This is a genomic window from Nocardia sp. NBC_01499 (assembly GCF_045040275.1).
Taxonomy (GTDB): Bacteria; Actinomycetota; Actinomycetes; order Mycobacteriales; family Mycobacteriaceae; genus Nocardia.
On record NZ_CP109426.1, the window covers coordinates 4015571 to 4040443 of the forward strand.

Below are 24873 nucleotides of genomic sequence, written 5' to 3' on the forward strand. Positions count from 1 at the left end.
GTGTCCAGCTAATTTCACCGACCCCGCATGCCGAGGACCGCCAGTTGGACGCGGTTGATGGTGCCGGTCTTCGCCATCAGGTTGGCGATGTGGATCAGCGCAGCGCCCACGGCCCGATCTCCTGGACGGACGGGTAGCCGGGGTCGTCGCAGTCTTCCTCCTCGGCGAACCACAGCCAGTTTCGCGCGCACTGCACGAGCGTCCACGCCCGCGCTCGGTCGGCATCGAGTCCGGCGATGTCGACAATGGCGGCGAAGCGGTCGTCGAGCGCGGATTCGGTTCTGCGACTCCACAATAGGGACAGGGTGGTGAATTCGGGATCGCCGGCCAGCGGCTGCGGGTCGATGGCGAGCCACGGCTCACGTTCTGCCGCAAGCACATTCTCGAAATGCAGGTCCTCGTTCACCAGCAGCTGATCCGCGGTGGGCCCGAGCTGGGTGCAGACCTCGACGGCCGCGTCCAACATCTTGCGCGGATACGGTGCGCCGAGCCGTGCCCACTCGCGCGGCAATTCCTCCGCCCAGCCAGCGGACTCGTTCCGCAGGTTCCGCGAAATCCCTTGTGGCACTGGGACAGCCAATCGACGCAACAGTTCACAGGTGATCCGCACGGCATCGTCGATCGGCTCGGTGTGCAGTGAGCGATCGCCGTCGAGACGTTCCAGCAGCATCGCCCCGTTCTCGGCGTCGCTCTCGTAGAGCAGCACCGCGCCGTCACCCTGCCACGCGGCCAACGCGACGGGCTCGTCCTTGGTTTCGGGCGTCAGATAGTTCAGTTTGAGCACGGCCGGGCTACCGTCCGCGCGACGAACAGGCAGCACAAGCCCGCCATAACCGTGCATGGACGGCCCATCAAAGGTGAGCCGCCATCGATCGGCGCACCGCACCGCAAGGTCAGGCAGGCGATCAAGCCACGCACGGGCCGCCGCCCCCTCCTGGTCGGCCAGCCGAGTAGCGAAGAATTCGGGCACAACAATCACGACAACGAGCATCCCAGCCGTGTCGATCGATTTATGGTCGACCTAGTCGGCGCCGGGCGCGAGCAACGGTAAAGATCTGCACCCAGACTCGGGATCCGCACCGAGAATAGGGCCCTATTCCGAGGCGGATTCAGGGAGTCATTGCAACACTGTTGATCAGGGAGTGTTGTGATGGTTCGTGTGTCGGGTGCTGTGTTGAGGCAGTTTTGGGGGTTGGTGGGTGAGGGGGTCTCGCCGTCGGTTGCGGGGGTGGCGGTGGGGGTGTCGGATAGAACCGGTCATCGGTTGTTCGTTGAGGCTGGTGGGGTGAAACCTCGTGTGGTGGTGGCGGGTTCAGGCAAGGCGAGGGCTCGGTTGAGTGTGGTCGAGCGTGAGGAGATCGCGGTCGGTGTCGAGCGGGGAGAGTCGGTGCGTTCGATCGCGGATCGGCTCGGTCGCGCGGCCTCGACGATCTCGCGGGAGATCCGCCGTAATGCCAGCCCGCACCGGTATGGCCGCCCGATCAGGTATCGGCATGAGTATCGGATCGGGGCCGAGCTGCGCAGGGGACCTGTCCAGCAGGTGCACTATCGCGCCAGTGTGGCCCAGCAGCGCGCCGAGGCTCGGGCGCGACGACCTAAAACCGGCAAGCTGGCTGATGATGGCCGGTTGGCTCGTCACGTCGATGACTGGTCGGCCGAGAAGTACAGTCCCGAACAAATCGCCCATCGGCTGCGGGCGGAGTTTCCCGACGAGGAGCAGATGCGGGTGTCTCACGAAACGATCTACCGGGCCTTGTTCGTCCAAGGCCGCGGTGGTTTGCGTCGTGATCTGCATCAACAGTTGCGTAGCGGACGCGCGGTGCGCAAACCCCGTCGCTCGCTCGGGCAACGAGGCTCACGCATCCCGGGCATGGTCAACATCAGCGAACGTCCCGCCGAGGTCGAGGACCGGGCAGTGCCCGGACATTGGGAAGGCGACCTGATCACCGGCGCCCACAACGGCTCAGCGATCGGCACCTTGGTCGAACGGATGACCCGGTTCGTGATCCTGCTGCACCTACCCACCGATCACTCCGCGCTCGCGGTCCAAGAAGCGATGATCACCAAAATGAGCCAGCTCCCAGCGATCCTGCGCAAAACACTGACCTGGGACCAGGGCCGGGAAATGACCAACCACGCCCAGATCGCCGAAGCCACCGATCTCGACATCTACTTCTGCGACCCCCACTCACCCTGGCAACGCGGCACCAACGAAAACACCAACGGCCTACTACGCCAATACTTCCCCAAAGGACAAGACCTCTCGATCTTCCCCACCGACTACCTCGACTACGTCGCCGCCCAACTCAACAACCGACCCCGCAAAACCCTCAACTGGGCCAACCCCGCCGAAGCACTCGACGAACTACTCTCGAACCCGACCAATCCACCCGGTGTTGCAACGACCGCCTGAATCCGCCCGAGTGCGAATCCCGAGTCAGGGTGCAGATTCTGTCGATGGGCGGCGGTCACGGATTCGCGGGCGGTGGTCCAGGGTTGAGAAGCGGCAGCCCCGGAATTCCAGGCGGGGGTCCTGGGTTCGCGGGCGGTGGTCCTGGGTTGGCAGGCGGGGGTCCTGGGTTGGCAGGCGGGGGTCCCGGATTCTCGGCCGGTGGTCCTGGGTTAGCAGGCGGGGGTGCCGGATTCGCGGCCGGTGGTCCAGGGTTGGCAGGGGGCGGGCCCGGATTCACCGGCGGGGCGGGTAATGGTTCGGGGGCGCCTTGTTCCTGTGGGACGCAGACCCACTGACCGTCGGGGGTCAGGGACCACTGGGCGGCGATGCCGTCGTGTGAGCAGTCCGCGCCGACCTGGCGGTCGTCTCGGCCCTGCGGCTGTGGAAGGCAGGTCAAGCGGCCGTCGGGGCCGCGGCCCCACTGGGCGGCGAGGCCGTCGTGTGAGCAGTCGTCACCGATCCGGTGCGCGGCACCGCCCTGGCCGTGCGGGACGCACGCCCATTGGCCGGCGCGCAGGTCCCACTGCGCCGCGATGCCACCCGCAGAGCAGTCGTCGCCGAGCTTGCGGGCGGGCTGCGGCACGGGGGCGACCGGGGTCGCCGGACCTGGGCTCACCCTGACCGGTGCCTGGGTGACGGCGGTGCTGGGTGACGGACTCGTGGAGGTCGCGGAGGCGGTCGCCGCCGACGACTTGACGTCCTTCGGGTCCTCATTCGACCGCAGCAGCAGGCCGATCGCGACCACGAGCACCAGGACGGCGGCGAGCACGGCCGCGATGACCAGGGCGCGGTTGTCGGGCCCGCTCCCGTCTTCGGGTTCGTGACTGCCGCCGGGTGTCACCATCGAAACCGCCTTCACTGTCGGACAGGGAAATACCGGTACGAATGTTGATCTTCACCGGACGCTACCCGAAGGTTGCTGGGTCGATGATCGCTTTATGAGAATTTCATTTACGCAGGTAGAGACCATTTACAAGAAATAGCTACCGATAAACTCGGTTGCTGGCGACGCGCGTGTTCACCGCGGTTCGAAGTCGCGCGTCACTGCTTGGGCAGCGCGCCGGCCACCCCACCGACATCGGCGACCTTCCAGCCGTTGTTCGGATCGACGTTCACCGTGTAGGTGACCGTGGTCTGCGCGCCCTCGGGCGTCTGGGCGCTGGTCGAGGTGACATTCAGGAAGACATTCACCTTGTAGATCCCGTTGTCGGTGTTCATCACCTTGGCGGCGATCGGGGTCGAGGTCGACGTCCACTTCAACGGAACCAGGATGTCCTGCAGCTTCGGCGCGGTGGCGTCGAACTTGCCGGCCAGCTGCGGGGTGGTGTTGGTCTTGAGCTTGGCGACCCAGGCGTTGACATCCTGGAAGTTGATATTGGAGGCGCCGACCGCGTAGTCGGTGGCGATCTGCTCGGCGTGCTTGTCGGCCTCGGCCGCGGCGTCGCGATCGCTCAGGTCACCGCGCGCCGATACCCACAGCGAGGCGAACACCGCGGTCGCGGCGACCAGCGCCACCCCCGCGGCACCGAAGGCGACCGTCGACAGGCGGATCGACACGGTCCGCGCGTTCTTGGTCGCCACGGGCGCTGGCGCGCTGGCGTTCTCCTCATCAGGTGTCGGCTTCGGTTCGGTCACAACGTCGTTCGACATCGCGGCCTCCTTTCCTATTTGATGGCGACCCGCACCTTGACCGCGCCATCGGCGTCGACCTCGGCTAGGGCCTGGGAGATCAGGGCGGACAGGTCGATCCGCGGTGCGGCCGAGACGGTCGCGTCGACCAGCGGACGCAGGATCGGCGCCAGGGAGCTCAATTCCGGTTGGAGCTCACGCAACGCGGCGATGGTCTTCTCGGTGAACGGGGCGACCCCATTGCCGGTGGTGTACTGATCGACCGGCTCGCTGTCGACCATGCCGCCAACGTGGGTAACCAAATTGCTCAGCGCCTGGGCGAACTTGGTCCACTCGGGCGCGGCGGCGCTGAAGGACGGGCCGACCCAGTCCATATTGGTCGCCGTGCTCTGCAGGCTGTTGAGCAGCGAGACGATCTGCGGGTTGCGGCTCATGACGGCCGCGGCGAGCAGATCGCCCGCGCGCGCCAGGTTGGGGATCGCGGCGTCGGTGCCGACCAGGGACTGCTCGGCCGTGCTCACCAGCGAGCCGACGACCTTAGGATCGAGCTGGTTCAGCGTTCGGGTGGCCAGCCGGGCGACCTCCGGAATCGACAGCGGCGTACGCACATTCGCGGTCTTGAGCTGCTGTCCGTCCCGAATGTACGGTCCGCCATCGGAATTCGGCCGGAACTCGACGTACGGCTCGCCGAGCGCCGACAGATGCTCGATGGTGACCACGCTATCGGTGGGCACCCGGCGGTCGGCGACGAGCTTCAGGCCGACCTCGATGCCGCCGACACTGTTGGTCACCGAATTGACCCGTCCGACCTCCATGCCGGTAAGCAGCACCGGCGAGCCGACAGCCAGCCCGCCGGAATTGGCGAGCACCATGGTGGCGTGGGTGTAGTCGGCCAGCGGATCGACCCGCACCACCCCGAAGGTCAGATAGCCCGCGCCCAGCACGATGATGGCGGCGATGCCGCCGAGCGAGGCGAGATGTCCGAGCTTCATCGGACGACTCCGATCATGCGTAGCGTCTGGATGATTCGGTCCGTCTGTTCCTGAATGGGCACCGCGCCTTCGGTTTTCACCCCGACGATGTTCACCTTCGGGCCGTGCTCCGCGAACGGAATGATCTTGTCGCGGATCAGCGAAACCAAGGTCTGCAGATTCGACGGCTGGCTCAGATCCAGCGGCTTGGCCGAGGCGAGCAACGGCAGGAATGCCTGCACCGTGCCGTCGGCGCTGGTCAGCAGCGGGCCGAGCCAGGTGAGCGAGGTGCCGATCGGGCCGAGCGCGTTGAAGATCTTGGTCACCCCGATGATGGACGGGGCGATGCCGTTCATCTGGTCCACCGACTCCTGGCTGAGCAGCTGCGCGAGCTCGGGACGGATCTCGTGCAGGACATTGGAGTTGTTGTCGATGCCGTCGAGCAGCGAATCGAGCTTGTCCAGATGATTGCCCAGATCGACGGCGTCGTCGGCCATGGTCTTGCCGATCTGCTTGGTCCTTGCGGTGTCCTTGGGCAGCACGTCGTTGAGCTGTTCGATGGTGTCCTGCACCTGCTGCACCGCGCCGCCCTGGGTGAAGGTGGCCAGCGCGGCCATCGTATCTTCCAGCTGCACTGGCGGTTTCGTCTGCGACAGACCGATGGTGCCGCCCTCGGGCAGCAGCTTGTCGAAGCCATTCGGCGGCGTGATCAGCGCGAGGTGGATATCGCCGAGCACCGTGTTCTGCCGCAGTTCGGCGCGGGTGGCCGCGGGCAGCCGCACCGACTTCGAGATGCGGGCATCGACAACCACATAGCCGCCGCGCCCACCGGCCTTGGCCGGATCCACCACCGACACATCGGAAACCGTGCCGACCTGAGCGCCATTGGCCATGATCTTTGCCCGCGCAGGCAGATTCAACACGTTCTCGAACTGGATCTGAATGTTGTAGGTAGCGCCGGAGACCTCGGCGCCGGGCACCGGAACCGACGAGGGGTCGAAGGCACAGCCGGCGGCGGGCAGCACGGCCGCCAGCACCGCCGCGAGGCCGACAACGAATCGCGCACCACCCGTACGGCTTTCGCCGCTCCGCTGGAATACGATGTGCAACCGCCCCGTCCCGTCTCGCTGGATCTTCATCGCGCACCTGCCGATCCGAACACCAGGGCCGCCATATCGACCTGCACCAGACCGCCGTCCGCGGTGCAGCGCCCCGGCGCGATGGCGTTCGCCGCCGCGCAGACCAGGTCGGCGTTCGGCTGCGGAATCGCGACCTTCGGTGGGGCGTAAGCGATCCCGGAGTTACCGACCGAGCGGAACGCGTCGGTCAGCACCGGCATCATCGAGACGACCTGGGCCAGCGAACCGACCCTTGCCTTCAGGAACTTCACCAGCGGCACGGTGAAGTCGAGCGCCTTGCCGAGCGGGCCGCCGAAGGCGGTGGTGAGGTCGTTGAGCACCGGAAGCAGCTGCGCGAGACCATCGATCACGCTCGCGCCCGGTTCGAGGAGGTCTTCCCTGGCCGTGACGAGCACCGGCGCCAACCGCGTGAACATGGATTCGATGTCGCCCCAATGCTCTTCGACCTTTTTACCGACCGAGGAGAAGGCGTCGAAGACACCGACCAGATGCGCGATATCGGCGTCGGGTGCGGCCATCGCGCCGCTCAACTGCTTGATGATCTCGTTGATCTGCGGCCCGGTTCCCGCGGTGGCCGCGTTCAATTGGGACAACCCGTTGGCGAGCGCGTCGGGTGTCTTGGCGTCCGGACCCGAGATCTCCGCCGACAGTTGCGCGACGGCGTTCAACGTCTCGGTGACGCTCTTGGGCGTCATCGTCTTGGTGATGCACTGCGCGGAGTTCCAGTGCGCGGTGTTCTTACCGCTCGACACCACGGCCAGTTGCCTTGCCGCGACGATGCTGTCGGCCAGCGTGGTGGCGCCCGCGTCGGCGTACACCGGCTTGTCGGCCTCGACGGCGAACTCCACCTTCACCGATTTGCCCTGCGCGGCAATGGATGTCACCGTTCCCACCGGAATGCCGCGCATGGTCACCTGATTGCCGACGTACAGGCCGACGGTGTCCGGCATGATCGCGCAGTAGCTCTCGGTCTTCTTCAGCGGATCGAAGGCGATGAAATAGCCGACGACGACGAGCATGACCGCGACGACCGCGCCCGAGACCGACATGAACGCCCGTGAGGCAAGGACCTTGTGCAACATCAGCAATCCTTCCCCGGTAGCGGCACGCACACCCGCGCGATCGCGGCGGGGGGCGCGGTGATGGTCTGACCGGACTGATCGACCGTCACGCCACCGTCCGGAATGGCCATCGCCGACACCTTCTGCTGGATGTCCTGCACGGAGCCGATCACCGGATCCAGTCGATTCAGCAGCTCCTCCATCCGCGGCAGCGCGTCGAAAAGCGGCTGCAGCTTCGGCTTCGCCTCGGCGTAGGTCGGCGCGATCGCCGCAGCCTTGCTGATCACCTGATTCAACAGGCGAATACCCTCGGCCAGCTCGGCGCGCTTGCCGAGCACCAGGTCCTCCAGCAGGTTGGTGGCCTGCACCAGCCTGCCGAGCGAGCCCTTGGCGCCGTCGTACATGGTGGTGTACTCGTCGGCGTTGGCGATGGCCTTGGAGATCATCACGTGCTGGCGATTGAGATCGTCGACGAAACTGTTGACGCTGTCGAGGGTGGTGCGCAAGGTGTCTGGTGCCTGCGCGACCGAGGTACCGAGCGCGGCGAGGTTGCGCCGCAAGGTATCTCCGTCGATTTTGCGCAGCGGCTCGGCCGCGTCCTGGAAGGTCTGCACCAGGCTGTACGGCAGCCGGACCCGGTCGGTCGGAATATGCTTGGCGCCCAACGGTTTTGCCCCAGACGGGAACAGCGCCACATAGTTACCGCCGACGATGGTGAGCATGCGCACGTCCAGCGTTGACTGGTCGCCGACGAAGACGTTGGAGTCGACGGTGAACCGCATGAGTACCCGATCCGGTTTCAGCTCCAGCGATTTCACCGTGCCGACGCTGATCCCCGCGACGCGGATATCGTCACCGGACTTCACCGACTGTGCCTCCGACAGCTCGGCCGTGTAGGTCTTCTTGCCGAACGGGACGGCATACAGCACGCCGACCGCGACGGCCAGAATCGCCACCAGCACAACGCCGATCAGGCCGAGCCGGATCTCGCGCCGCTTCTTTTCCGGCTCACCGATCACCCGGCGGTCGGCGAACAACGTGCTCAACCAGCGCATACCGCCACCTGCTGTCCTGCGATCAGTACGCCGAGCACCTGCGGCACGTCAGCCTGTCCCTTGGCGCACTGCGGCTTCCAGCCCGAAACGGCCGACTTGGGGATGGCCGCGTCGAAACCGGCAAGCAGCCCTGGCAGCTTGTCGAACACCTCGAGGGCCTGCTGGGGATCGGGAAAGATCTTGTGTATCAACGCGTCCACGTCGTCGGGGCTTTGCAGACCGAGCGAGTCGAACAGGTTGTTCAGCGGGCCGAGCACCGAGGGCGCGGCCGCCGCGAACTGCGCCAACCCGGTCATATTGGATTGCAGCCCGGAGATGACATCAGCGAGCCTGGCCAGAATCGGCACCATGTAGTGGATCTTCCCGCCCGCCGTCTCGTGCAGATCGGACAGATTCTGCAGCACCTTGTCGATCACCGTCTGACGGTCCTTGACGTGCGCCGCGAGTTTGTCGATGGCTTCGAGCGCGGGCCCGATCCCGTTGCCGTCCCCCTCGATCAGCGCGACCATGCTCGCGCTGAACTGGTTGATCTCCTCCGGAGAGATGGTGGCAAGCACCGGCTTCAGGCCGTTGAACATGCTGGTCACGTCGAAGGATGGCACCGTGTGGTCGGCGCCGACGGTCGCGCCGGCTGGGATGCGCTTGCCGGGCTGCGGCTCTTGCTGCAGGTCGACATAGCGTTGTCCGGTGAGATTCTGATAGCGGATGGCCAGTTTCGAGTTGTCGTAGATCGGCGCATCGGTCTTCAGCGACAACTGGACTCGCGCCTGCACGCCGTCGAGTGATAGGCCGTCGACCTTGCCGACCTGCACGCCGTACATGCGCACGTCGTCGCCGACCTTGAGGCCGTTGGCATCGGTGAACAGCGCGGCATGCTGTTCGGTCGGGCCGGAGACCGGCCGCTTGATCGCCGTGCAGACGATGAACAGCACGCCGATCATCACCGCCGCGAACAGAGCGAGCCGCCATGCGGAGGAACGCACCTTCATCGGACACCACCCAACAGCGGCGCAAGCACCGGCACTCCGCTCAGATCGATCTCGGCGTTCAGCACCGGACCGTTCGGGGTGTCGGGCATCGACGCGCGCAGGCGGCGCAGCAGTTCGGTGAGGTCGGCACCGGACTGCTGCGGCTGCGGCACCATCTGCGCGAGCAGCGTCAGCACCGGAACGAGCATGTCGGTGACGCCGGAGAGGCCGCCGCCGAGCGCACCGCCGAGATTCGCGATGCCAGGTAGCAGCCTTTCGGTGTGCATCCGCACGCCCGCGTCGAAGGAGTCCCGATTGTTCTGCAGCCGTGGGATATTGCGCAGGATGTAGACCATCAGCTCGTTGGCGCCCGAGAAATCGCCAGCGCCGTAGAACGCGGGTCCGAGCCGACCGGCCAGCTCCGAGGGCGGCATCCGCTGGTTGTCGGTGACGATCTGGGCCACCTGGATGATCGACTGCGCCAGCGGGGTGAACGCCTTCATGTTGTGTGAGACCTGGTTGATCACCGTGGCCATCTGCGGGGTGAGCACCGAGTCGCCGGTCTGCGACAGGCTGCGCAGCATGCTGCCCATGGTGGCGTCGAACACCGCGTCGGTATGGCTGCCGGTCAGGTCGATGACACTGTCGTCGCGCAGCGCGGACCCGCCGGAGCCGCGGCGCAGCCCGATCTCGCTGATGCCGAAGAGGTTGGCAGGCGCGTAGTCGACCAGCATGCTGTCGTCGAGGCCGTGCAGCTGCGCGGGATTGAGCCGCAGGGTGATGCGCTGGGTGCCGCGCTCGTCCGGCGCGATCGCGGCGACCGTGCCGACCTGCACACCATCCATCCGCACCGGCGTACCGGCCAGCACGCCGTCACCGATCTGCTCGGTGTGCAACGTAACCTGTAATCCGTTGTCGGAGCGCAACTCTCGATACAACACCGTCGCCGCCAGCACCGCGACGATCACCCCGACCGCGACAACACCGACGAGCCGGGTCTGCCGCTTGTCGATGGCCACTCCGGGCATTCCGTACTTCGGCATCGCAGTTACCCCGTAAAACTGATCGTCGCGTTGAAGCCCCACAGCACGATGGTGAGGACCATGTCGATGGCCACGATCGCCACCGACGAGGCGCGCACCGCACGGCCGGAGGCAATGCCGACGCCCTCGGGGCCGCCGGTGGCGAAGAAGCCGTAGTAGCTGTGGATGAGGATCACGACGGTGGCGAAGATGGCCACCTTGATCACCGCGGCGACCACGTCGAACCCGGACACGAATTGGAAGAAGTAGTGGTCGTACACGCCGCCGGATTGGCCGTGCACCAGCGTGATCAGCCCGCGGCACGACAGGTAGGCCAGGATCAGCCCGATCAGGAAGGTCGGCACGATCGAGATCGCGCCCGCGATCACCCGGGTGGTCACCACGAAGGGCACCGAGCGCAGCCCCATCGCCTCCAGCGCGTCGATCTCCTCGGAGATGCGCATGGAGCCGATCTCGGCGGTGATGCGGCACCCGGCCTGCGCGGCGAAACCGATGGCAGCGGCGATGGGCGCGAGCTCGCGGGTGGTCGCGTAGGCGGAGACGATGCCGGTGACCGGGCCCATGCCGAGCATGTTCAGCATGGTGAACGATTCGACGGCCACCGACGCGCCCATGACCAGGCCGAGCACGATCATCATCGGGACCGTGCCGCCGCCGACGATGACCGAGCCGCGGCCCCAGGTCATATCGGAGATGATGCGCAACGTCTCGTCGCGATAGTGCTTGAGCGTCGAGGGAATCGACGACAGCACCTGCCAGACGAAGGCGAGCACGAAGCCGAGCGACTCGAACCGCGCAAAGACCAGACCGCGTCGGCGGTAGATCCAGCCCAGCCCCTTGGGCACATAGGTTGACGCCATGTCAGACCAACCTGGTCGGCAGGAACATCTCGACCACCTGGGTGACGCCGAGGTTGACGATCGCGATCGACACCACCGACAGCACAACCGCCGCGTTCACCGCGTCGGCGACACCGCGCGGGCCGCCCTTGGCCTCCAGCCCGCGCTGGCAGGCGATGACCACAACCAGGAAGCCGAACAGGGCCGCCTTGAGCAGCGACACCCACACATCGGCGACGGTGGTGAAGGAGCCGAAGGTGGCCCAGTAGCTACCGGGCGTGACGTTCTGGCCGCCGACCGCGACCGCGTAACCGGCGACGATGCCGACGAAGATGATGAGGATGTTCAGCAGCGGCGCCACGACGATCATCGCGACCAGCCGCGGGATCACCAGGCGAGGTATCGGGCTGATGCCCATGGTGTTGAGCGCGTCGATCTCCTCGCGGATCGTGCGCGCGCCAAGGTCGGCGGCAATGGCGGCGGCACCCGCGCCGCCAAGCAGGAATCCGGTGGCCAGCGGGGCGCCCTGCTTGATCACGCCGAGGCCGCCGGTCGCGCCGAGCAGCGAGTCCGCGCCGAGCGTGTGGATGAGGTTGCCGACTTGAATCGAGACGATGACGCCGAACGGGATCGCGATGAGGATCGCGGGGATCGCCGTGACCGTCACCAGTCGCCAGGCCTGCGTAGTCGCCTCGCGCCACTCGAACTGGCCGCGCGCGATCCCGGTGACCGTGCCGGTCACCGATTCGCGCGCGATGTCGACGGCGCGACCGAAGGTCCGCAATGACGAGACGACCGTGTCGGAGAAGTTCTTGCGGACGATGCGGACGGCGGTGGCGCTCGAGCGAGCCCGGGTCACCGGCGCCACGCGGTGCGCCAGCCAGTCCGGTGTGTCTCAAGTTTCAAAGTAAGTCTCTCCATGATGGGCGTCACTGCCACCACGAAGCTATCGGTGACAATTGGTAACAGTAAAGCTGATCACGGTGTGATCATCGCCTCCCATCCTGTTGCCGACGACTAGCTCCCTGCGCTGGTCAAAGGCTCAGGATGGAAGTAATTCGCCATTCTGAAACAAGTTATCAGCGCATTTCGACTATCAATATGATGCGCGTCACTCAATCTCGCTAACACTGAGCAAGATATAGCTAACTTCGAGCAAGATCGTGAACGGATCGCGGGACGGGCTAAATCAGCAAAAAGGACAACACGGACGCTATCGCGCAGCAACACGGCCGATGTTGGGACAACAGTCAGCACACCGCGAGGTCAGCGGCGGGGAAGCTACGCAACGTGAGCTGGATCACGACCGCTACGGACTAGCGGCGAGAAACACGAATGCCGAGAACAGGGCCAAATGGACGCCGCCCTGCAGCAGCGTCGCCCGGCCGGGAACGACCGTGAGAACGCCGACGACGATCGTCAGTGCGAGCAACACCATCTGCGTGGCACCGAGCCCGAGCACCAGCGGTCCGTCCAGCCAAATGGTCGCCACCGCGATCGCCGGGATGGTCAGGCCGATGCTCGCCATGGCCGAGCCGAGCGCGAGGTTGAGGCTGATCTGCACTTGATCGCGGCGCGCGGCGCGCACGGCGGCGAGAGTTTCCGGCAGCAGCACCAGCAGGGCGATCACCACGCCGACCGCGGACGGCGGCAGCCCGGCGTCGGCGACGGCCGACTCGATCGACGGCGAGACCACCTTGGCCAGCCCGACCACACAGACCAGGGCGACGAACAGCATCGCGAGGCTGAGCAGCGCGGCTTTGGCGGTGGGCGAATCGCTGTGCTCGTCGTCGTCGGTGACCACGCCGTTGCCCTCGACGGGCAGAAAATCGTCCGGATGACGGACCGTCTGAACCATGACGAACAGGCCGTACAGCGCCAGCGAGGCAACCGCGGCGAAAGCCAGCTGCCCGGCGGAGAACTCCGGTCCCGACTGGCTGGTGGTGAAGGTCGGCAGCACGAGGCTGAGCGTGGCCAGGGTCGCGACCGTGGCAAGCGCGGCGCCGGTGCCCTCGGCGTTGAACACCGCCACCCGCCTGCGCAACGCGCCGACCAGCAGGGACAGGCCGAAGATGCCGTTGCAGGTGATCATGACGGCGGCGAAGACGGTATCGCGGGCCAGCGAGGCGGCCTTGTCGCCGCCGGAGATCATCAGTGTGACGATGAGCGCGACCTCGATGATGGTCACCGCGACCGCGAGCACCAGCGACCCGAACGGCTCGCCGACCCGGTGCGCGACCACCTCCGCGTGATAGACCGCCGCGAGCACGGCGCCGATCAGCGCGGCGGCCACCACGACCACCGCCACCCCGGACAGGCTTCGCCCCCAGGTGGCGGCCAGCGCGAGGGCGGCGAGGACAGGTACGAACACGGTCCAGCGGTCGGTCAACACACGGATCATGGGATCCATCGTTGCAGCTAACCCTCCGCACACTGGTCAGAGCGTTGCCGTAGGGCGATTTGCCCGGTTTACCCGCGACGGCGGTCCCTGTTTCGTTCGTCCCGGCCGCGCGATCACGCCGCGGCCGGGACCATCGCAAATCAGTCGCGCTGTACGGCGTATCCGGTGACGCCGGTGGGCCGGATCGCGATCGCCACCCGATCCTTCGCGTCCGGCGGCACCACCGGGCCGTTGCCGTAGCGCTCGGACAGGCGGGAGTAGAGCGCGCCATCGGGGTCGGCATCGAGGTGGTCGAGCACCCCGCGGACCTCGATGTACCGGTACGGATTGTCCGGGTCGTAGATCGAGATCGAGACGCGCGGCTCGTGCGCGAGATTCTTGAACTTCTGCCGGTAGTTGGTGTGCGTGAACCAGATGAACTCGCCGTCCCACACGAACCACATCGGGTTCACCTGCGGCGCCCCGTCCGGCCGCGTGGTGCCGAGGCTCGCGTAGATGGGCCGCTCCAGCAGGTCCCGCACCTTCTCGGGAATCTCGATCGTCATACATCCTCCAGTCGATATGTGCGCTGCGCGCAGGAACGAAAGTACCCGTCGCGCGGCGTTTTCCGGCACGGCGACCGGATCGGGCACAGCGGCTGCCCCCACATGCGGGGGCAGATCGCAGCGCGCCGAGCCGATAGTCTGGCCCGGCCTTGATCGAGACGAACAACAGCGGGGGCGCATGTCATACCCACCCGGCCAATATCCCGGGCAGCCTTACGATCCACACGCACGGGAGGGGGGACAGCAGGCTTCCGACTACCAGCACTCGGATCCGACCGTGTTCAACCCACTGAGCCAACCAGATCCGGCCTACCAGCAGGGTCAGCCCTACAGTCCGCAGCAGTACCCCTCGGTCCCGCAGTACCAGCAGGCACCGCGGTATCAGCAGCCGCTGTATCAGCAAGCGCCGCAGCAATATCCGCCACAGGGCGGTGCCTTCCCACCCGGGCCGCCCGGCCAGGGATATCCACCGCAGTATGGGCCCAACGGATCCGGGTCAGGTGGCGGCGGCAAGGTCCTCGCGGTGATCGGTTCGATCCTGCTCACCGTGGTCGTGATCGCCGGAATCATCGGGCTGAAGGTGTGGAAGAACAACGCCAAGCACCACCGCGACGACGCGAACGGGACCGACACCACCAGCCTCACCGCCAGCACATCCAGCGCGCCGACCACCTGGCCAAGCGCCAAGGTCCCCCCTGCACCAACGACACCTCCGAGCACCGCGCCGACAACGGCCGCGGCGGTGTGGATCGCGGCGGCCTACAACGACAAGACCAACGAAGTGCATTGGGCCACAAGCTCACTCGGCCAGGAAGCCGCGATCACCCAGGCACAGATCGCCTGCGGCGTCCTGTGCCAGGAACCGATCTGGTCGAAGGACGCCTGTGTCGCGTTCGCCTTCGGCCGCAACAACGGCTGGGGCTCTGCCTGGGGTATCACCCTCGCCGAAGCACAGGACAAGGCACAGGCCAGGGCGCAGGGCGACTGGAATGTCCCTGGCCCCTTCGAATTCTGGTCGAAGTGCGCCAGAGAGTAACGCGCGGTTAGCCGTCCAGGTCGACGCGGACCGTCAGCAGGTCGGTGCCGACCAGCTGGACCACCGCGCTGTTGCCGCGCGGCAGCGCACGCAGCCTGGCGTGCGCGTCGTCCTCGGGCAGCAGGTGCGCCGTGCCGGTGTACCAGTTGCCATCCAGGCGCAGTCGAACACGGTTGTTCGCCTTGATGTTTCGGATGTACTGGGAGCGGTCGCCGAATTCGGAGACCAGCCAGAACTCGTTGTCGATCTTGCGGCCACCGATCGGGGTGATGCGTGGCTGCCCGCTCACCCGCCCCACGGTCTCCAGAAGTTGCTGCGCAGGCACCTTGCGCTGCAACGGATTGACGATACGGCGCTGCAATGTCGTCACCAGTCGATGTTGAATATCGCGCTTGCTCGGCATGCGGCGACCGTAGCACCAGAGCGTATGGGCACGGTGCCGAAAGCGCGTTTGGCACAGTGCCACAGCCGAATACCGATGCGGTGGGCAATCCGACGAATTGCCGGGAATTTCATGGTCTCGATGTGACGTACGTCATAAAGTCCGGGCTCTGCAATAACTCTGCGCACACCAGGACAATTCATGGACGCTTCATTCCCGCATTCGCGCGGCCTAGTGCTCGCCGCGACCACCGCGGCACTGTCCCTGATCGGCTCCGGCCTGATCGCCCCCGCCCCCGCGCACGCCGCGGGGGCGATCGCTTTCGCGCCGAAGGTGGATTCGCCGTCCGGCGGCCAGTTTCCATCGTGGGGACCGGGTCCGTCCCCGATCGGCACCGTCACCGCCGACTTCAACGGCGACGGCAAACCCGATATCGTCGCGGCCGATTTCCAAGGGGCGGGCCCGATTCTGATGACCGGCAAGGGTGATGGCCGGTTCAACACCGGAACCAGGGTCGGCGATGTCGGCAACGGCTTCGGCGCGGTGGGGGTCGGCGACCTGAACGGCGACGGCAAACCCGATGTCGTCGCGCAGGCGTGGACGACCATCGCGACCTTCATGAACAACGGCGACGGCACCTTCCGCCCGGCCAACAAGTACACGACACTCGAAGGCGCGCAACAGGAAGTGATCGTCGCCGACGCCAACGGCGATGGCAAGGCCGACGTGCTCAGCCTGGCGCCCGCCGGTGTACAGACCTGGCTCGGTAAGGGCGACGGCACCCTCGACGCCGGCCCGACCAGCCTGATTCCCGGCGTCGCCGCCGCCTTCACGGTCGGAAAGTTCAACTCGGACAACACGATCGATATCGCGGTGAACAACGACGCGCTGCAACAGGTGCACGTCTTCACCGGCAACGGCGACGGCAGCTTCACCAGGCGCGGCGCGAGCACGAGCGGCTTGATCACCGAAGACGTCCGCGCCGCCGATTTCGACGGCGACGGCATCGACGACGTGATCACCGCCGACTCGTTCTCCTTCAGCACCACGCTGCTGCTGTCCGACGGGCAGGGCGGATTCAAGAAGACCGACCGGGTGAACGTGTCCGGCCTCGGCCCGACCAGCATCGCGGCCGGTGACTTCAACAAGGACGGCAGGCTCGACGCCGCGATGTCGGCGGTGCTGAACTCCAAGATCGTGATCTTCACCGGCAACGGTGGAACCATCAGCAAGACAGGCGATTTCGACGTCACCCCACAGCCACAGACGCCCGTCGTCGCCGACTATGACGGTGACGGCAAGCTCGACATCGTGGTGGCAGGCAGCGCGAACGCGGTGTCGTTCCTGAAGAACATCTCCTGATCCTTCAGCACACCGAGGTCGGCGTGATGTTGTCGTCGAAGGGCAGGAAGCCGTCCACCAGGGCGGTGATCCGCATGCTGTTCACGATGATCTCGCCGCCGTGGTTGTCCAGGAACGCGACGTCGGAGGCGTCGCGGCCGGTGGCGATCCGGACCAGCGTCGAGCGCGGGGCGAGGCCGGTGGCGTCGAGTGCCCGCCAGGTGCCGTCGATATAGGCCTCGGCTACCGCGTGGAAGTCCATCGGCGAACAGCCGGGCGCGTACACCGACACCACCCGTGCCGGTACCTTCACCGCGCGCAACAGCGCGACGACCAAATGCGCGAAGTCGCGGCACACCCCGGCGCCGGACAGCAGCGTCTCCACCGCACCGTCGATGGGGTCGCTGCTGCCAGCGACGTAGCGGATCCGGCGCCCGACCCACTCCGACACCTGCACCGCGAGCTGGGCATCCGGTGTGCCGGAACCGAATTCGGTGGTGGCGAAGCCGAGCAGCTTGTCCGACTCGGCGAACCGGCTCGGCCGCAGATACAGCGCGCGGTCGTAGTCGGAGACGGGTTCCGGTGTCGCGGTGCCGAGCACGGTCGCGCTGTAGTTCGCGCGCAAGTTGCCCGGGCCGACGGCGAATTTGTGGATGCGGGTGCCGTGCGGGCCGAGGATCTCCCACGGCGTGATGGCCCAGCCATCGAGCTCGAACACCAGCGACTCGTTCAGCTCGAGGTTCGTCTGCCGTGCGACGGCGATCTGGAATTCAAGGGTGGTCGGTGCGGTGATCGCCACCTCGAGATGGGCCGAGACATCGCGCTTCACACCATAATTCTGTCAGTCGCGGTCAAGAGCCCTTCCACTTTTCGGCCAGATAGCGCCGAGTTGGCATCATCTGCACTGTCAATTCATGGCCAGGAGGGGATTAGTGTGCCCGGCCGCGCGGATATGGGCGAGAATTTGCCCGTGCGGACCCAGTTCACTCGCGAGCTCGTCGCGTTGACCAATGATTTGACGCTGATGTGCCGACTCACCCATGACGCGGCCGAACGGGCGACCGACGCACTCGTCGGCGCCGATCTCACCGCAACCTATGAGGTGTTCGCACTCGATGAGCAGCTACAGAAGATGTACGGCGCGTGCGAGGCGAGAACGGTGGTGCTGCTCGCGTTGCAGGCGCCGGTCGCCCGCGATCTACGGCACGTGGTGACCGCCATTCAAATCGCGACCGAGTTGTCACGGATCGGCGGACTCGTCAGCCAGGTCGCCGATCAGGTATATCAAAGCTATCCGGAACATGTTGCACCCCAGTCGATTATCGATATTCTCGCCGATATGGGCAGGCTCGCCGCGACCCGCACCGCGCTCAGCGGGCAGGCCGTCGCCACCGGCCATCAGGAACCGCCCGCCGAGCACGATCCCGGCCTGCACGCCATGGAACTGCTGCACAAGCAACTGCATTCGACCCTCGCCGCCCCCGTGTCGGCGCAGCCGACCGCCGCCGCCATCACCATCGCCCTGCTCGCCAATCACCTGGAACGGTGCGTCGAGCACACCGCGCGCATCGACCGGCTGATCCGATTCCTCGACACCGGCGTTCCCCCAACCGCCCAGCCCGCCGACAACGCGTAGGACTTATCGGGCGCGAGCGATCGTGTAGAGGTCACGGGCGGGGCCGGTCAGTCGCTGCCCCGCCGGCCAGACAGCGCGCAACGTGCGATTCAGTTCGAGGCCAGTGACTTTCGGCGATACCAGGGTGCCCGCGGCAAGTTCGGCGGCAACCGCCAGCGTGCTCAGTACCGCCGGGCCGACATCCGACGCGACCGCGGTCTTGATGGCGGTGGTGGCGGACAGTTCGAGCGCGAGCTCGGGTTTCCAGCCGGGGATTTCCCGAGAGACCGCGTGCTCGAACCAGTTTCGGGTGCCCGAGCCGGTTTCCCGTTGGATCAGCGGAGTTTCGGCGAGTTCGGCAAGGGTGACCGAGCCGCGGCGCGCCCAGCGGTGCGTCGGTGCCACCACCACGACCAGGCGGTCGTCGGCGACGACGTGCGACTCCAGACCACGGAAGTTCTGCGGGCTTTCGATGAAACCGATGGCAGCCTTGTTGTCGAGAACCGCCTGCGCGACCTCGACGGAATTACCGGATTCCAGCGCGATGGCGGTGCCCGGCGCGGTGGCTCGCAGCTTCATGAGCCAGACGGGGAAGAGGTACTCGGCAATGGTTTGGCTGGCCGCGACGCGCAGGTGCGAGTCGCGCTCGGCGCGCAGGGTGCCGATACCGGCGTCGAGTTGTTCGGCCGCCCGGACCACACCGCGCGCCCACTCCGCGATCAGCGATCCGGCCGGGGTCGGCCGGGAACCGAGGGTGGTTCGCTCCAGCACCGGCACGCCGACGAGCTTCTCCAGGTAGCGGATGCGCGAGGACGCGGAGGGCTGGCTGATGCCGTGCGCCGCCGCCGCGCGGCCGAGGCTGCCCAGTTCGATGACCGAAAGCAGCAGGTCGAGCGCGGCCAGGTCGGGCACACGGGGCGACAGGGGCATAGAACGAGTCTATGCATGCATAGGAACGTGCCCGCTACCTGACCCGACCACCTCCGGCGACGCTGGAGACATGACCGCCACAGTGACTTTCCGCCCCGCACCTCGGCGGCGTCCGGTCGACCATCGCGCCGAGCGCCACCCCGGCTCGCTGCGCCAACTCGGCCCGAACTGGTTCGCCGCGGTGATGGGCACGGGCATTGTCGCCAATGCCGCGGCAACGCTGCCGCTGCGGTTCCCCGGGCTGCGCGGTGCCGCGACCGTCGTATGGGCGCTGGCCGCCGTGGTTCTTGTCGCACTGAGCGTCGCGTGGATCGCGCATTGGGTGCGTTTCCCCGATACCGCCCGCGACCACCGCAACCACCCGGTGATGTCGCAGTTCTTCGGTGCCCCTCCGATGGCGCTGCTGACCGTCGGCGGCGGGACCCTGCTGCTCGGCTCCGAGGTGATCGGCATGTCGGCCGCGGTGGCGATCGACTGGGTGCTGTGGACCGTCGGCACCGTGCTCGGCCTGCTGACCGCCTTCGCCATCCCCTACCGGATGTTCACCAGGCACCGCGCCGACGCCGACGCCGCGTTCGGTGGCTGGTTGATGCCCGTTGTGCCCCCAATGGTTTCGGCCGCGATGGGTGCACTGCTCATCCCGCATACGCCCGCTGGCCAGCTGCGTTTAACCATGATCCTGCTCTGCGTCGCCATGTTCGGGCTGAGCTTGCTCGCCGCCCTGGTCGTCATCACCATGATCTGGTCGCGCCTGGTGCATCACGGCACACCCCACGCGGGCATGGTGCCCACCCTGTGGATCGTGCTCGGGCCGCTCGGCCAATCGGTCACCGCCGCAGGACTTCTCGCCAATGCCGCCCCCGCCGCCCTGCCCGACCTCTATGCCAAGGGCTTGATGGTCTTCTCGGTCATCTTCGGCATCGCTGCCTGGGGCTTCGCCATGCTGTGGCTGGCTCTGGCCGCCGCGATCACCGTAAAGACCTATCGCGCAGGCGAATTGACCTTCAACCTGACCTGGTGGGGCTTCACTTTCCCGCTCGGCACCTGTGTTACCGGCAGCACCGTTCTCTATACCCACACCGGCGCAAACCTTTTCGCCGCCACCGCGATCGCCTTGTATGTGGTGCTGGTCGCCGCATGGTCGGCCGTAGCGATGCGCACCGTCCGCGGCGTACTGAGCGGTGCGCTACTCCGACCCGCGACCACCTAGTCCAGCATCGGGAAACGACCGGAGTGCAGCAGGCCCGCGATGGCGTCCATCTTCGCTTGTGGCGCTGCGTAATCCGGGTGGGCGCGCAGGACGGCGGCGGCATCGTGCAGGCTGACCATCTGCTGCTCGGCTTGGGCGACGGTGCGGCCGCCGGGACTGATCGGATGACGGGCGAAGTTGGGTTTGCGCGGGTCGACTCGCCCTAGTGCGACGGCCTTGTCCACTCGGCGTGCGCAGCGGCAGAACGCCTCGGGGTTGGCCAGTCCGCAGGTGGCGGTGAGGAAGTTGCCGAGGCGTTTCTTGGCGCGCGCCAAGCGTTTTCGGTAGGCGGCCGGGGTGATGTCGAGGATCCAGGCGGCGTCGGTGGAGTTGAGTTCGAAGACCTCGCCGAGGACGAAGGCGACTCGTTCGTCGCGGGCCAGGCACTGCAGCATGGCCTGGCTGCAGTTGAGCCGGACCTCCGCGGTGAGCAGTGTCGCCTCCGGGCCGCGGTAATCCGCTTCGGCGAGCCCGTCGGCCAAGCCTTCCCGATAGGCGTCCAGGCTGAGTTGGGCGGCCTCCTGCGGTGTCTGCCGTTTCAGGTTCAACAGGTAGTTGACGCCGATCCGGTAAGCCCAGGTCAGGAGTTTCGCCTCGGCACGCCAGGTACCGAGATTGCCGAGCACGCGAAGCAGGATTTCCTGCGTCGCGTCCTCGGCCTCGGCGGGCCGCCACACCATCCGCAGCGCGAGCCGGTACAGCGGATCCCGCAGCAGGCGCACCACATCGGCGATCGCGTCACGATCCCCCGCCACCGCGCGCCCGACCAGTTCGCGCTCCTCGGCCCTGACCAACTCGCCGTCTCGCGCCTCCGTACTCATCCAGCCATCTTTCGGCGGACGGAGGCGTCGGCGCAAGCCGAATACGGGTCGCCGAGCGGTGCGTGTCAGTAATCCTTCAGCGTAAGGAATTCCGGGTCGGCCTCCGGCGGATTGGCGGCCATGGCATCGAAGACCTCCTGCGGGGGCGGCTCGGCGAACAGCATGGCGACCACCTCGGCGGCACCTTCCTGGTTGGTTTTCACGTAGTCGCGCAGCTGGTTCTCGTAACTGGCGAACGCGGCTTCGTAATCGCCTGCGGCAGTGGCCAGTTCGCCCGCCAGGAGGTACGCGCCGATCAGCGCCTGCGAGGTGCCGCGGCCGGACAGCGGCGAGGCGCACGCGCACGCGTCCCCGAGCAGCACCACCCGGCCCGTCGACCAGGAGTCCATCGTGACCTGACTGATCGGCGTGAAGTACAGGTCCGACGACGCGGCCAGGTCCCGCAGCAGGCGCGGGATCACCCAGCCGTCACCGGCGAACTGTGCCGCGATGATCCGCTTCTGCTCCTCGACGTCGCTGCGGTCGTAGTCGAGCGGGTCGGAGCCGAAGTACAGCGACGCGCGTGCCTCGGTGTTGTCCCTGGTGCTGAACACATTCGCCGTTCTGCCGGGACCGAGCTGGCAGCCGATGCCCTCGTAGTCGAGGTTCAGGAAGTTGTCGGTGGCGAAGATCGCGTTGTAGATGCCCAGGTGGTGGAGGTACTTCGCGTGGTCACCGAAGGCGATGGCGCGCACCTTCGAGTACATCCCGTCGGCACCGACCACCAGGTCGAAGCGGCGCGGCTCGCCCCGTTCGAAACTCACCAGAACACCGTCCGCGTCCTCGTCGATCGCGGTGATCGAGTTGTCGAAGACGTACTCGGTCTCGTCTTTCGTCAGCGCGTAGAGGATGTCGGTGAGATCGCTCTTGAGCACCTCCAGCTCACCGGCGAAGATCGCCGAGGGCATCGTCACGAGGTGGCGGCCGTCGGTGTCGACCACCTCGCTGTCGCGAATCGTGGTGCCGCACTTGCGAATATCGTCCAGGATGCCCATCCGCTCGAGCACCGTCATGGCCGCGCCGCGGAAGTCGACCGCGTATCCGCCTGGTCGCGGCGCCGCCGCCCGCTCCACCACCGTCGGGGTGTAGCCGCGCCTGCGCAGCCAGTACGCCAGCGCCGGGCCAGCGACTCCGGCGCCGGAAATCAGGATGTTCGTGTTGGTCATAGCGTGCCCACTTCTCTGCGCGTTGTGCTGTTCAGATACAACGTACAGGACACCATGTACGTCGTACAAGCCGTACTAGACGACTACTTGCTGGGTAATTAGCTACTATCTACTACATGCGTACTAGTACAGCTGACGCGGCGGACCCCATCCCGCCCTACCTGCGCATCGCCGGGGAGATCCAGGAACGGATCAGCTCCGGCGAGCTGCGGGCCGGTGATCGCGTGCCCTCCGCGCGGCAGATCACCAAGGAGTGGGGTGTCGCCATCGCCACCGCCACGAAAGTGCTTGCCGCGCTGCGACAGGAGGGCGTAGTGCGGGTGGTGCCCGGTGTCGGCACCGTGGTGGACACCCCACAGGCCGCTCCCCCACGCGAGCACAACCGCGATACCGAACTGACCGCCGCGCTAGTGGTGCGCACCGGCATGGCGATCGCCGATGCGGAAGGGCTTGCGGCGCTGTCGATGCGCCGCGTCGCCACCGAACTCAGCGTGCCGACGATGTCGCTGTATCGCCATGTGGGCAGCAAGGATCGGCTGGTGTTGCTGATGGCGGACGCGGCCTTCGGCGAGGCCGAACTCCCCGATCCGCCGCCCGCCGGCTGGCGCGAACGCCTGGAGGTGCTCGCCCACCTGCAGTGGGCGATGTACCACCGGCATCCATGGGTGGTCGCGGCCCTGTCGATAAGTCGTCCGGAACCGGCGGCGAAGTTATTGGCGCACACCGAATGGGCGGTGCACGCGTTCGATGATCTCGGCATCGATCCGGACGCCGTGATCTACGCCCACGTCTCGCTGTTCAGCTACGTGCGCGGGATCGCCGTCAATCTCGAGCTGGAGGCGGGGGTCCGGCGCGCGGGCACACCGGCCGAACCGTGGGACGTGCACGAGCCGGAATTCGAACAGTTCCTGGCCAACGGCCAGTACCCCACTCTCACAAGTCTCAACGAGCGCAACGACTTTCAGTTCGACATCGACAAGCTCTTCGACTTCGGCCTGCACCGCCTCTTGGACGGGTTCGCCGCCTTCGTCGCGCCGCGCGACTGATCGGCTGCGGGACCGGCGTCGACCGGCCCCGCACCGCGACCGTTCAGGACGCCGCGGCAGCCGCGTCGACGAGCGCGTGCCGCCGCAGCCACCCGGCCACCGCCGCACCGATCTCGTCCGGTCGATCCTCCGGCGCGTGATGCCCGGCCGGTGGGATGGACGCGATCTCGACATTCGCGAAAGTCGTTGCGGCCCAATCCACCACCTCGGGCGAGCCGAGCCCGACGCCGTTCTCCAGTCCCAGCACCAGCTTCGGCACCTCGGGCGTGCGCGCCGCCCACTGCCCGTAGTTGTCCACGATCGCCACCACGTCCGCGGGTTCGCCGTCGAGCGGGAACTCGCGCGGCCACACCAGCAGCGGCTTGCGCGATTCCGGCGTCGGGTAGGGCGCGCGGTAGACGTCGTGATCCTCGGGCGACAGGTTCGCGACGCCCCTTGGCAGGTTGAACTCGATGAACATATTCTCCGCCAACACCATTCGCTCGCCCTCCGCGCTGCGGAACTTCCGGAACAGCTCGGCGCCCAGCGGCGGCAGCTCGTCCCAGCGCATCGGCCGCAGGAACGTCTCGATCAACGCGATGCCACGCACCCGGCCCGGATGACGGGCGGCCAAGTCCATGCCGAGCGCGCCGCCCCAGTCGTGGCCGACGATGACCACCTGATCCAGGTCGAGCGCGTCGAACCAGGCATCCAGGTAGCGGGCGTGATCGACGAGCCGGTAGCCGATATCGGGCTTGCCGGACTCGCCCATGCCGATGAGATCGGGTGCCAGCGCCCGGGTTTGGTCGGTCACGTGCGGAATCACGTTGCGCCACAGGTGCGAGGAGGTGGGGTTGCCGTGCAGGAACACCACCGGCACCGAGCCCGCGCCCGCGTCGCGGTAGGTGATGAACGAGTCGAGAACGTCGACGGTAGCCATGATCTATCCTTCCCAGGGTCCGGCTTTCTTGCCTTCACCCGGTTTGGACACGGGATAGCGGTGCACTGTGACCGGCTTTGAAGTGACGCTCGTCACGGCGCATCCTGCCAACGGATTCCGCAACCGACCCGCATGTCCGTAGAGATCCAGTAGATGCCAATACCAGGCTGAAATGAACCTGAGAATATCGCCGAATCAGGGTCATCGACTTGCCAAGATCACACCG

At 66.5% G+C, this 24873-nt stretch carries 25 protein-coding genes; 6 read left to right on the forward strand and 19 right to left on the reverse strand.

Translation table 11 applies throughout. The annotated features are described in order from the left end of the window. Positions 1 to 94 precede the first annotated feature (94 nt). Positions 95 to 979 (reverse strand): aminoglycoside phosphotransferase family protein, encoded by an 885-nt coding sequence (locus OG203_RS18495; protein WP_405166901.1) that lies wholly within the window; start codon positions 977 to 979, stop codon positions 95 to 97. Positions 980 to 1285: 306 nt separating this feature from the next. Here OG203_RS18495 and OG203_RS18500 point away from each other — a divergent pair, with 306 nt between their 5' ends. Continuing rightward, positions 1286 to 2413 (forward strand): IS30 family transposase, encoded by a 1128-nt coding sequence (locus tag OG203_RS18500; RefSeq protein WP_405166902.1) that lies wholly within the window; start codon positions 1286 to 1288, stop codon positions 2411 to 2413. Positions 2414 to 2468: 55 nt separating this feature from the next. Here OG203_RS18500 and OG203_RS18505 read toward each other — a convergent pair whose 3' ends face one another. The 12 genes from OG203_RS18505 to OG203_RS18560 all read right to left on the reverse strand — a co-directional run bounded on the left by OG203_RS18505 (position 2469) and on the right by OG203_RS18560 (position 14103). After that, on the reverse strand, positions 2469 to 3296 hold the full coding sequence (locus OG203_RS18505; protein ID WP_405166903.1) for a hypothetical protein: 828 nt from the start codon (positions 3294 to 3296) through the stop codon (positions 2469 to 2471). A gap of 197 nt (positions 3297 to 3493) precedes the next feature. After that, positions 3494 to 4102 (reverse strand): hypothetical protein, encoded by a 609-nt coding sequence (locus OG203_RS18510; RefSeq protein WP_405166904.1) that lies wholly within the window; start codon positions 4100 to 4102, stop codon positions 3494 to 3496. 14 nt (positions 4103 to 4116) lie between these two features. Further along, on the reverse strand, positions 4117 to 5073 hold the full coding sequence (locus tag OG203_RS18515) for an MlaD family protein (protein ID WP_405166905.1): 957 nt from the start codon (positions 5071 to 5073) through the stop codon (positions 4117 to 4119). Then, positions 5070 to 6191 carry an MlaD family protein gene (locus OG203_RS18520; RefSeq protein WP_405166906.1) on the reverse strand — a complete coding sequence of 374 codons (1122 nt, stop codon included), beginning with the start codon at positions 6189 to 6191 and terminating at the stop codon, positions 5070 to 5072. The genes OG203_RS18515 and OG203_RS18520 overlap by 4 nt, the downstream gene beginning before the upstream one ends. Beyond that, complete coding sequence (locus tag OG203_RS18525) at positions 6188 to 7273, reverse strand: MlaD family protein (protein ID WP_405166907.1); 1086 nt, start codon at positions 7271 to 7273, stop codon at positions 6188 to 6190. Before OG203_RS18525 ends, OG203_RS18520 begins: the two co-directional genes overlap by 4 nt. Then, positions 7273 to 8307 (reverse strand): MlaD family protein, encoded by a 1035-nt coding sequence (locus OG203_RS18530; RefSeq protein ID WP_405166908.1) that lies wholly within the window; start codon positions 8305 to 8307, stop codon positions 7273 to 7275. The genes OG203_RS18525 and OG203_RS18530 overlap by 1 nt, the downstream gene beginning before the upstream one ends. Further along, the gene (locus tag OG203_RS18535; protein WP_405166909.1) at positions 8295 to 9296 is read right to left on the reverse strand and encodes an MlaD family protein; all 1002 of its coding nucleotides are present in this window, start codon (positions 9294 to 9296) and stop codon (positions 8295 to 8297) included. The genes OG203_RS18530 and OG203_RS18535 overlap by 13 nt, the downstream gene beginning before the upstream one ends. Beyond that, entirely contained in the window at positions 9293 to 10318 is a 1026-nt protein-coding gene (locus OG203_RS18540; protein WP_405166910.1) for an MlaD family protein, read from the reverse strand. The genes OG203_RS18535 and OG203_RS18540 overlap by 4 nt, the downstream gene beginning before the upstream one ends. A gap of 5 nt (positions 10319 to 10323) precedes the next feature. Beyond that, positions 10324 to 11178 (reverse strand): ABC transporter permease, encoded by an 855-nt coding sequence (locus OG203_RS18545; RefSeq protein ID WP_405166911.1) that lies wholly within the window; start codon positions 11176 to 11178, stop codon positions 10324 to 10326. A 1-nt stretch (position 11179) separates the two neighbouring features. Continuing rightward, complete coding sequence (locus OG203_RS18550; RefSeq protein ID WP_405166912.1) at positions 11180 to 12025, reverse strand: ABC transporter permease; 846 nt, start codon at positions 12023 to 12025, stop codon at positions 11180 to 11182. A gap of 441 nt (positions 12026 to 12466) precedes the next feature. Continuing rightward, positions 12467 to 13558: a calcium:proton antiporter gene (locus OG203_RS18555; protein ID WP_405166913.1), complete on the reverse strand. Its 1092-nt coding sequence runs from the start codon at positions 13556 to 13558 to the stop codon at positions 12467 to 12469. A 140-nt stretch (positions 13559 to 13698) separates the two neighbouring features. Continuing rightward, a complete protein-coding gene (locus tag OG203_RS18560) occupies positions 13699 to 14103 on the reverse strand; it encodes a PPOX class F420-dependent oxidoreductase (protein ID WP_405166914.1) in 405 nt (134 codons plus the stop codon). Positions 14104 to 14380: 277 nt separating this feature from the next. Between OG203_RS18560 and OG203_RS18565 the strand changes: the two genes are divergently transcribed. After that, positions 14381 to 15139: a DUF4189 domain-containing protein gene (locus OG203_RS18565; protein WP_405166915.1), complete on the forward strand. Its 759-nt coding sequence runs from the start codon at positions 14381 to 14383 to the stop codon at positions 15137 to 15139. A gap of 7 nt (positions 15140 to 15146) precedes the next feature. On the opposite strand, the gene OG203_RS18570 is transcribed toward OG203_RS18565, so the two are convergent. Continuing rightward, positions 15147 to 15542 (reverse strand): nitroreductase/quinone reductase family protein, encoded by a 396-nt coding sequence (locus OG203_RS18570; protein WP_405166916.1) that lies wholly within the window; start codon positions 15540 to 15542, stop codon positions 15147 to 15149. Between the two features lie 180 nt (positions 15543 to 15722). Between OG203_RS18570 and OG203_RS18575 the strand changes: the two genes are divergently transcribed. Further along, entirely contained in the window at positions 15723 to 16883 is a 1161-nt protein-coding gene (locus tag OG203_RS18575) for an FG-GAP repeat domain-containing protein (RefSeq protein WP_405166917.1), read from the forward strand. A 4-nt stretch (positions 16884 to 16887) separates the two neighbouring features. Here the strand turns inward: OG203_RS18575 and OG203_RS18580 are convergent, their stop codons facing one another. Next, a complete protein-coding gene (locus tag OG203_RS18580) occupies positions 16888 to 17691 on the reverse strand; it encodes a transglutaminase family protein (protein ID WP_405166918.1) in 804 nt (267 codons plus the stop codon). 141 nt (positions 17692 to 17832) lie between these two features. On the opposite strand from OG203_RS18580, the gene OG203_RS18585 reads away from it, so the two are divergent. Next, the gene (locus tag OG203_RS18585; RefSeq protein WP_405166919.1) at positions 17833 to 18498 is read left to right on the forward strand and encodes a phosphate signaling complex PhoU family protein; all 666 of its coding nucleotides are present in this window, start codon (positions 17833 to 17835) and stop codon (positions 18496 to 18498) included. Between the two features lie 3 nt (positions 18499 to 18501). On the opposite strand, the gene OG203_RS18590 is transcribed toward OG203_RS18585, so the two are convergent. Continuing rightward, positions 18502 to 19407, reverse strand: a complete 906-nt coding sequence (locus OG203_RS18590) for a LysR family transcriptional regulator (RefSeq protein ID WP_405166920.1) — start codon at positions 19405 to 19407, stop codon at positions 18502 to 18504. A 70-nt stretch (positions 19408 to 19477) separates the two neighbouring features. Between OG203_RS18590 and OG203_RS18595 the strand changes: the two genes are divergently transcribed. Next, the gene (locus tag OG203_RS18595; protein ID WP_405166921.1) at positions 19478 to 20617 is read left to right on the forward strand and encodes a TDT family transporter; all 1140 of its coding nucleotides are present in this window, start codon (positions 19478 to 19480) and stop codon (positions 20615 to 20617) included. On the opposite strand, the gene OG203_RS18600 is transcribed toward OG203_RS18595, so the two are convergent. Further along, positions 20614 to 21477: an RNA polymerase sigma factor gene (locus OG203_RS18600; protein ID WP_405166922.1), complete on the reverse strand. Its 864-nt coding sequence runs from the start codon at positions 21475 to 21477 to the stop codon at positions 20614 to 20616. The two genes, OG203_RS18595 and OG203_RS18600, sit on opposite strands and share 4 nt — an antisense overlap. A 65-nt stretch (positions 21478 to 21542) precedes the next feature. After that, positions 21543 to 22682: an FAD-dependent monooxygenase gene (locus OG203_RS18605; protein WP_405166923.1), complete on the reverse strand. Its 1140-nt coding sequence runs from the start codon at positions 22680 to 22682 to the stop codon at positions 21543 to 21545. A gap of 116 nt (positions 22683 to 22798) precedes the next feature. On the opposite strand from OG203_RS18605, the gene OG203_RS18610 reads away from it, so the two are divergent. After that, positions 22799 to 23728: a TetR/AcrR family transcriptional regulator C-terminal domain-containing protein gene (locus OG203_RS18610; RefSeq protein ID WP_405166924.1), complete on the forward strand. Its 930-nt coding sequence runs from the start codon at positions 22799 to 22801 to the stop codon at positions 23726 to 23728. A 43-nt stretch (positions 23729 to 23771) separates the two neighbouring features. Here OG203_RS18610 and OG203_RS18615 read toward each other — a convergent pair whose 3' ends face one another. After that, positions 23772 to 24647, reverse strand: a complete 876-nt coding sequence (locus tag OG203_RS18615; RefSeq protein ID WP_405166925.1) for a haloalkane dehalogenase — start codon at positions 24645 to 24647, stop codon at positions 23772 to 23774. Positions 24648 to 24873 lie beyond the last annotated feature (226 nt).

Excerpts from the sequence above, each read along its gene's own strand:
- OG203_RS18520 (WP_405166906.1), bottom strand. The coding sequence starts at position 6,191 with ATGAAGATCCAGCGAGACGGGACGGGGCGGTTGCACATCGTATTCCAG.
- OG203_RS18610 (WP_405166924.1), top strand. The coding sequence starts at position 22,799 with ATGCGTACTAGTACAGCTGACGCGGCGGACCCCATCCCGCCCTACCTG.
- OG203_RS18595 (WP_405166921.1), top strand. The coding sequence starts at position 19,478 with ATGACCGCCACAGTGACTTTCCGCCCCGCACCTCGGCGGCGTCCGGTC.
- OG203_RS18615 (WP_405166925.1), bottom strand. The coding sequence starts at position 24,647 with ATGGCTACCGTCGACGTTCTCGACTCGTTCATCACCTACCGCGACGCG.
- OG203_RS18505 (WP_405166903.1), bottom strand. The coding sequence starts at position 3,296 with ATGGTGACACCCGGCGGCAGTCACGAACCCGAAGACGGGAGCGGGCCC.
- OG203_RS18510 (WP_405166904.1), bottom strand. The coding sequence starts at position 4,102 with ATGTCGAACGACGTTGTGACCGAACCGAAGCCGACACCTGATGAGGAG.
- OG203_RS18570 (WP_405166916.1), bottom strand. The coding sequence starts at position 15,542 with ATGCCGAGCAAGCGCGATATTCAACATCGACTGGTGACGACATTGCAG.
- OG203_RS18575 (WP_405166917.1), top strand. The coding sequence starts at position 15,723 with ATGGACGCTTCATTCCCGCATTCGCGCGGCCTAGTGCTCGCCGCGACC.
- OG203_RS18600 (WP_405166922.1), bottom strand. The coding sequence starts at position 21,477 with ATGAGTACGGAGGCGCGAGACGGCGAGTTGGTCAGGGCCGAGGAGCGC.
- OG203_RS18540 (WP_405166910.1), bottom strand. The coding sequence starts at position 10,318 with ATGCCGAAGTACGGAATGCCCGGAGTGGCCATCGACAAGCGGCAGACC.
- OG203_RS18535 (WP_405166909.1), bottom strand. The coding sequence starts at position 9,296 with ATGAAGGTGCGTTCCTCCGCATGGCGGCTCGCTCTGTTCGCGGCGGTG.
- OG203_RS18590 (WP_405166920.1), bottom strand. The coding sequence starts at position 19,407 with ATGCCCCTGTCGCCCCGTGTGCCCGACCTGGCCGCGCTCGACCTGCTG.
- OG203_RS18530 (WP_405166908.1), bottom strand. The coding sequence starts at position 8,307 with ATGCGCTGGTTGAGCACGTTGTTCGCCGACCGCCGGGTGATCGGTGAG.
- OG203_RS18555 (WP_405166913.1), bottom strand. The coding sequence starts at position 13,558 with ATGATCCGTGTGTTGACCGACCGCTGGACCGTGTTCGTACCTGTCCTC.
- OG203_RS18515 (WP_405166905.1), bottom strand. The coding sequence starts at position 5,073 with ATGAAGCTCGGACATCTCGCCTCGCTCGGCGGCATCGCCGCCATCATC.
- OG203_RS18545 (WP_405166911.1), bottom strand. The coding sequence starts at position 11,178 with ATGGCGTCAACCTATGTGCCCAAGGGGCTGGGCTGGATCTACCGCCGA.
- OG203_RS18525 (WP_405166907.1), bottom strand. The coding sequence starts at position 7,273 with ATGTTGCACAAGGTCCTTGCCTCACGGGCGTTCATGTCGGTCTCGGGC.
- OG203_RS18560 (WP_405166914.1), bottom strand. The coding sequence starts at position 14,103 with ATGACGATCGAGATTCCCGAGAAGGTGCGGGACCTGCTGGAGCGGCCC.
- OG203_RS18605 (WP_405166923.1), bottom strand. The coding sequence starts at position 22,682 with ATGACCAACACGAACATCCTGATTTCCGGCGCCGGAGTCGCTGGCCCG.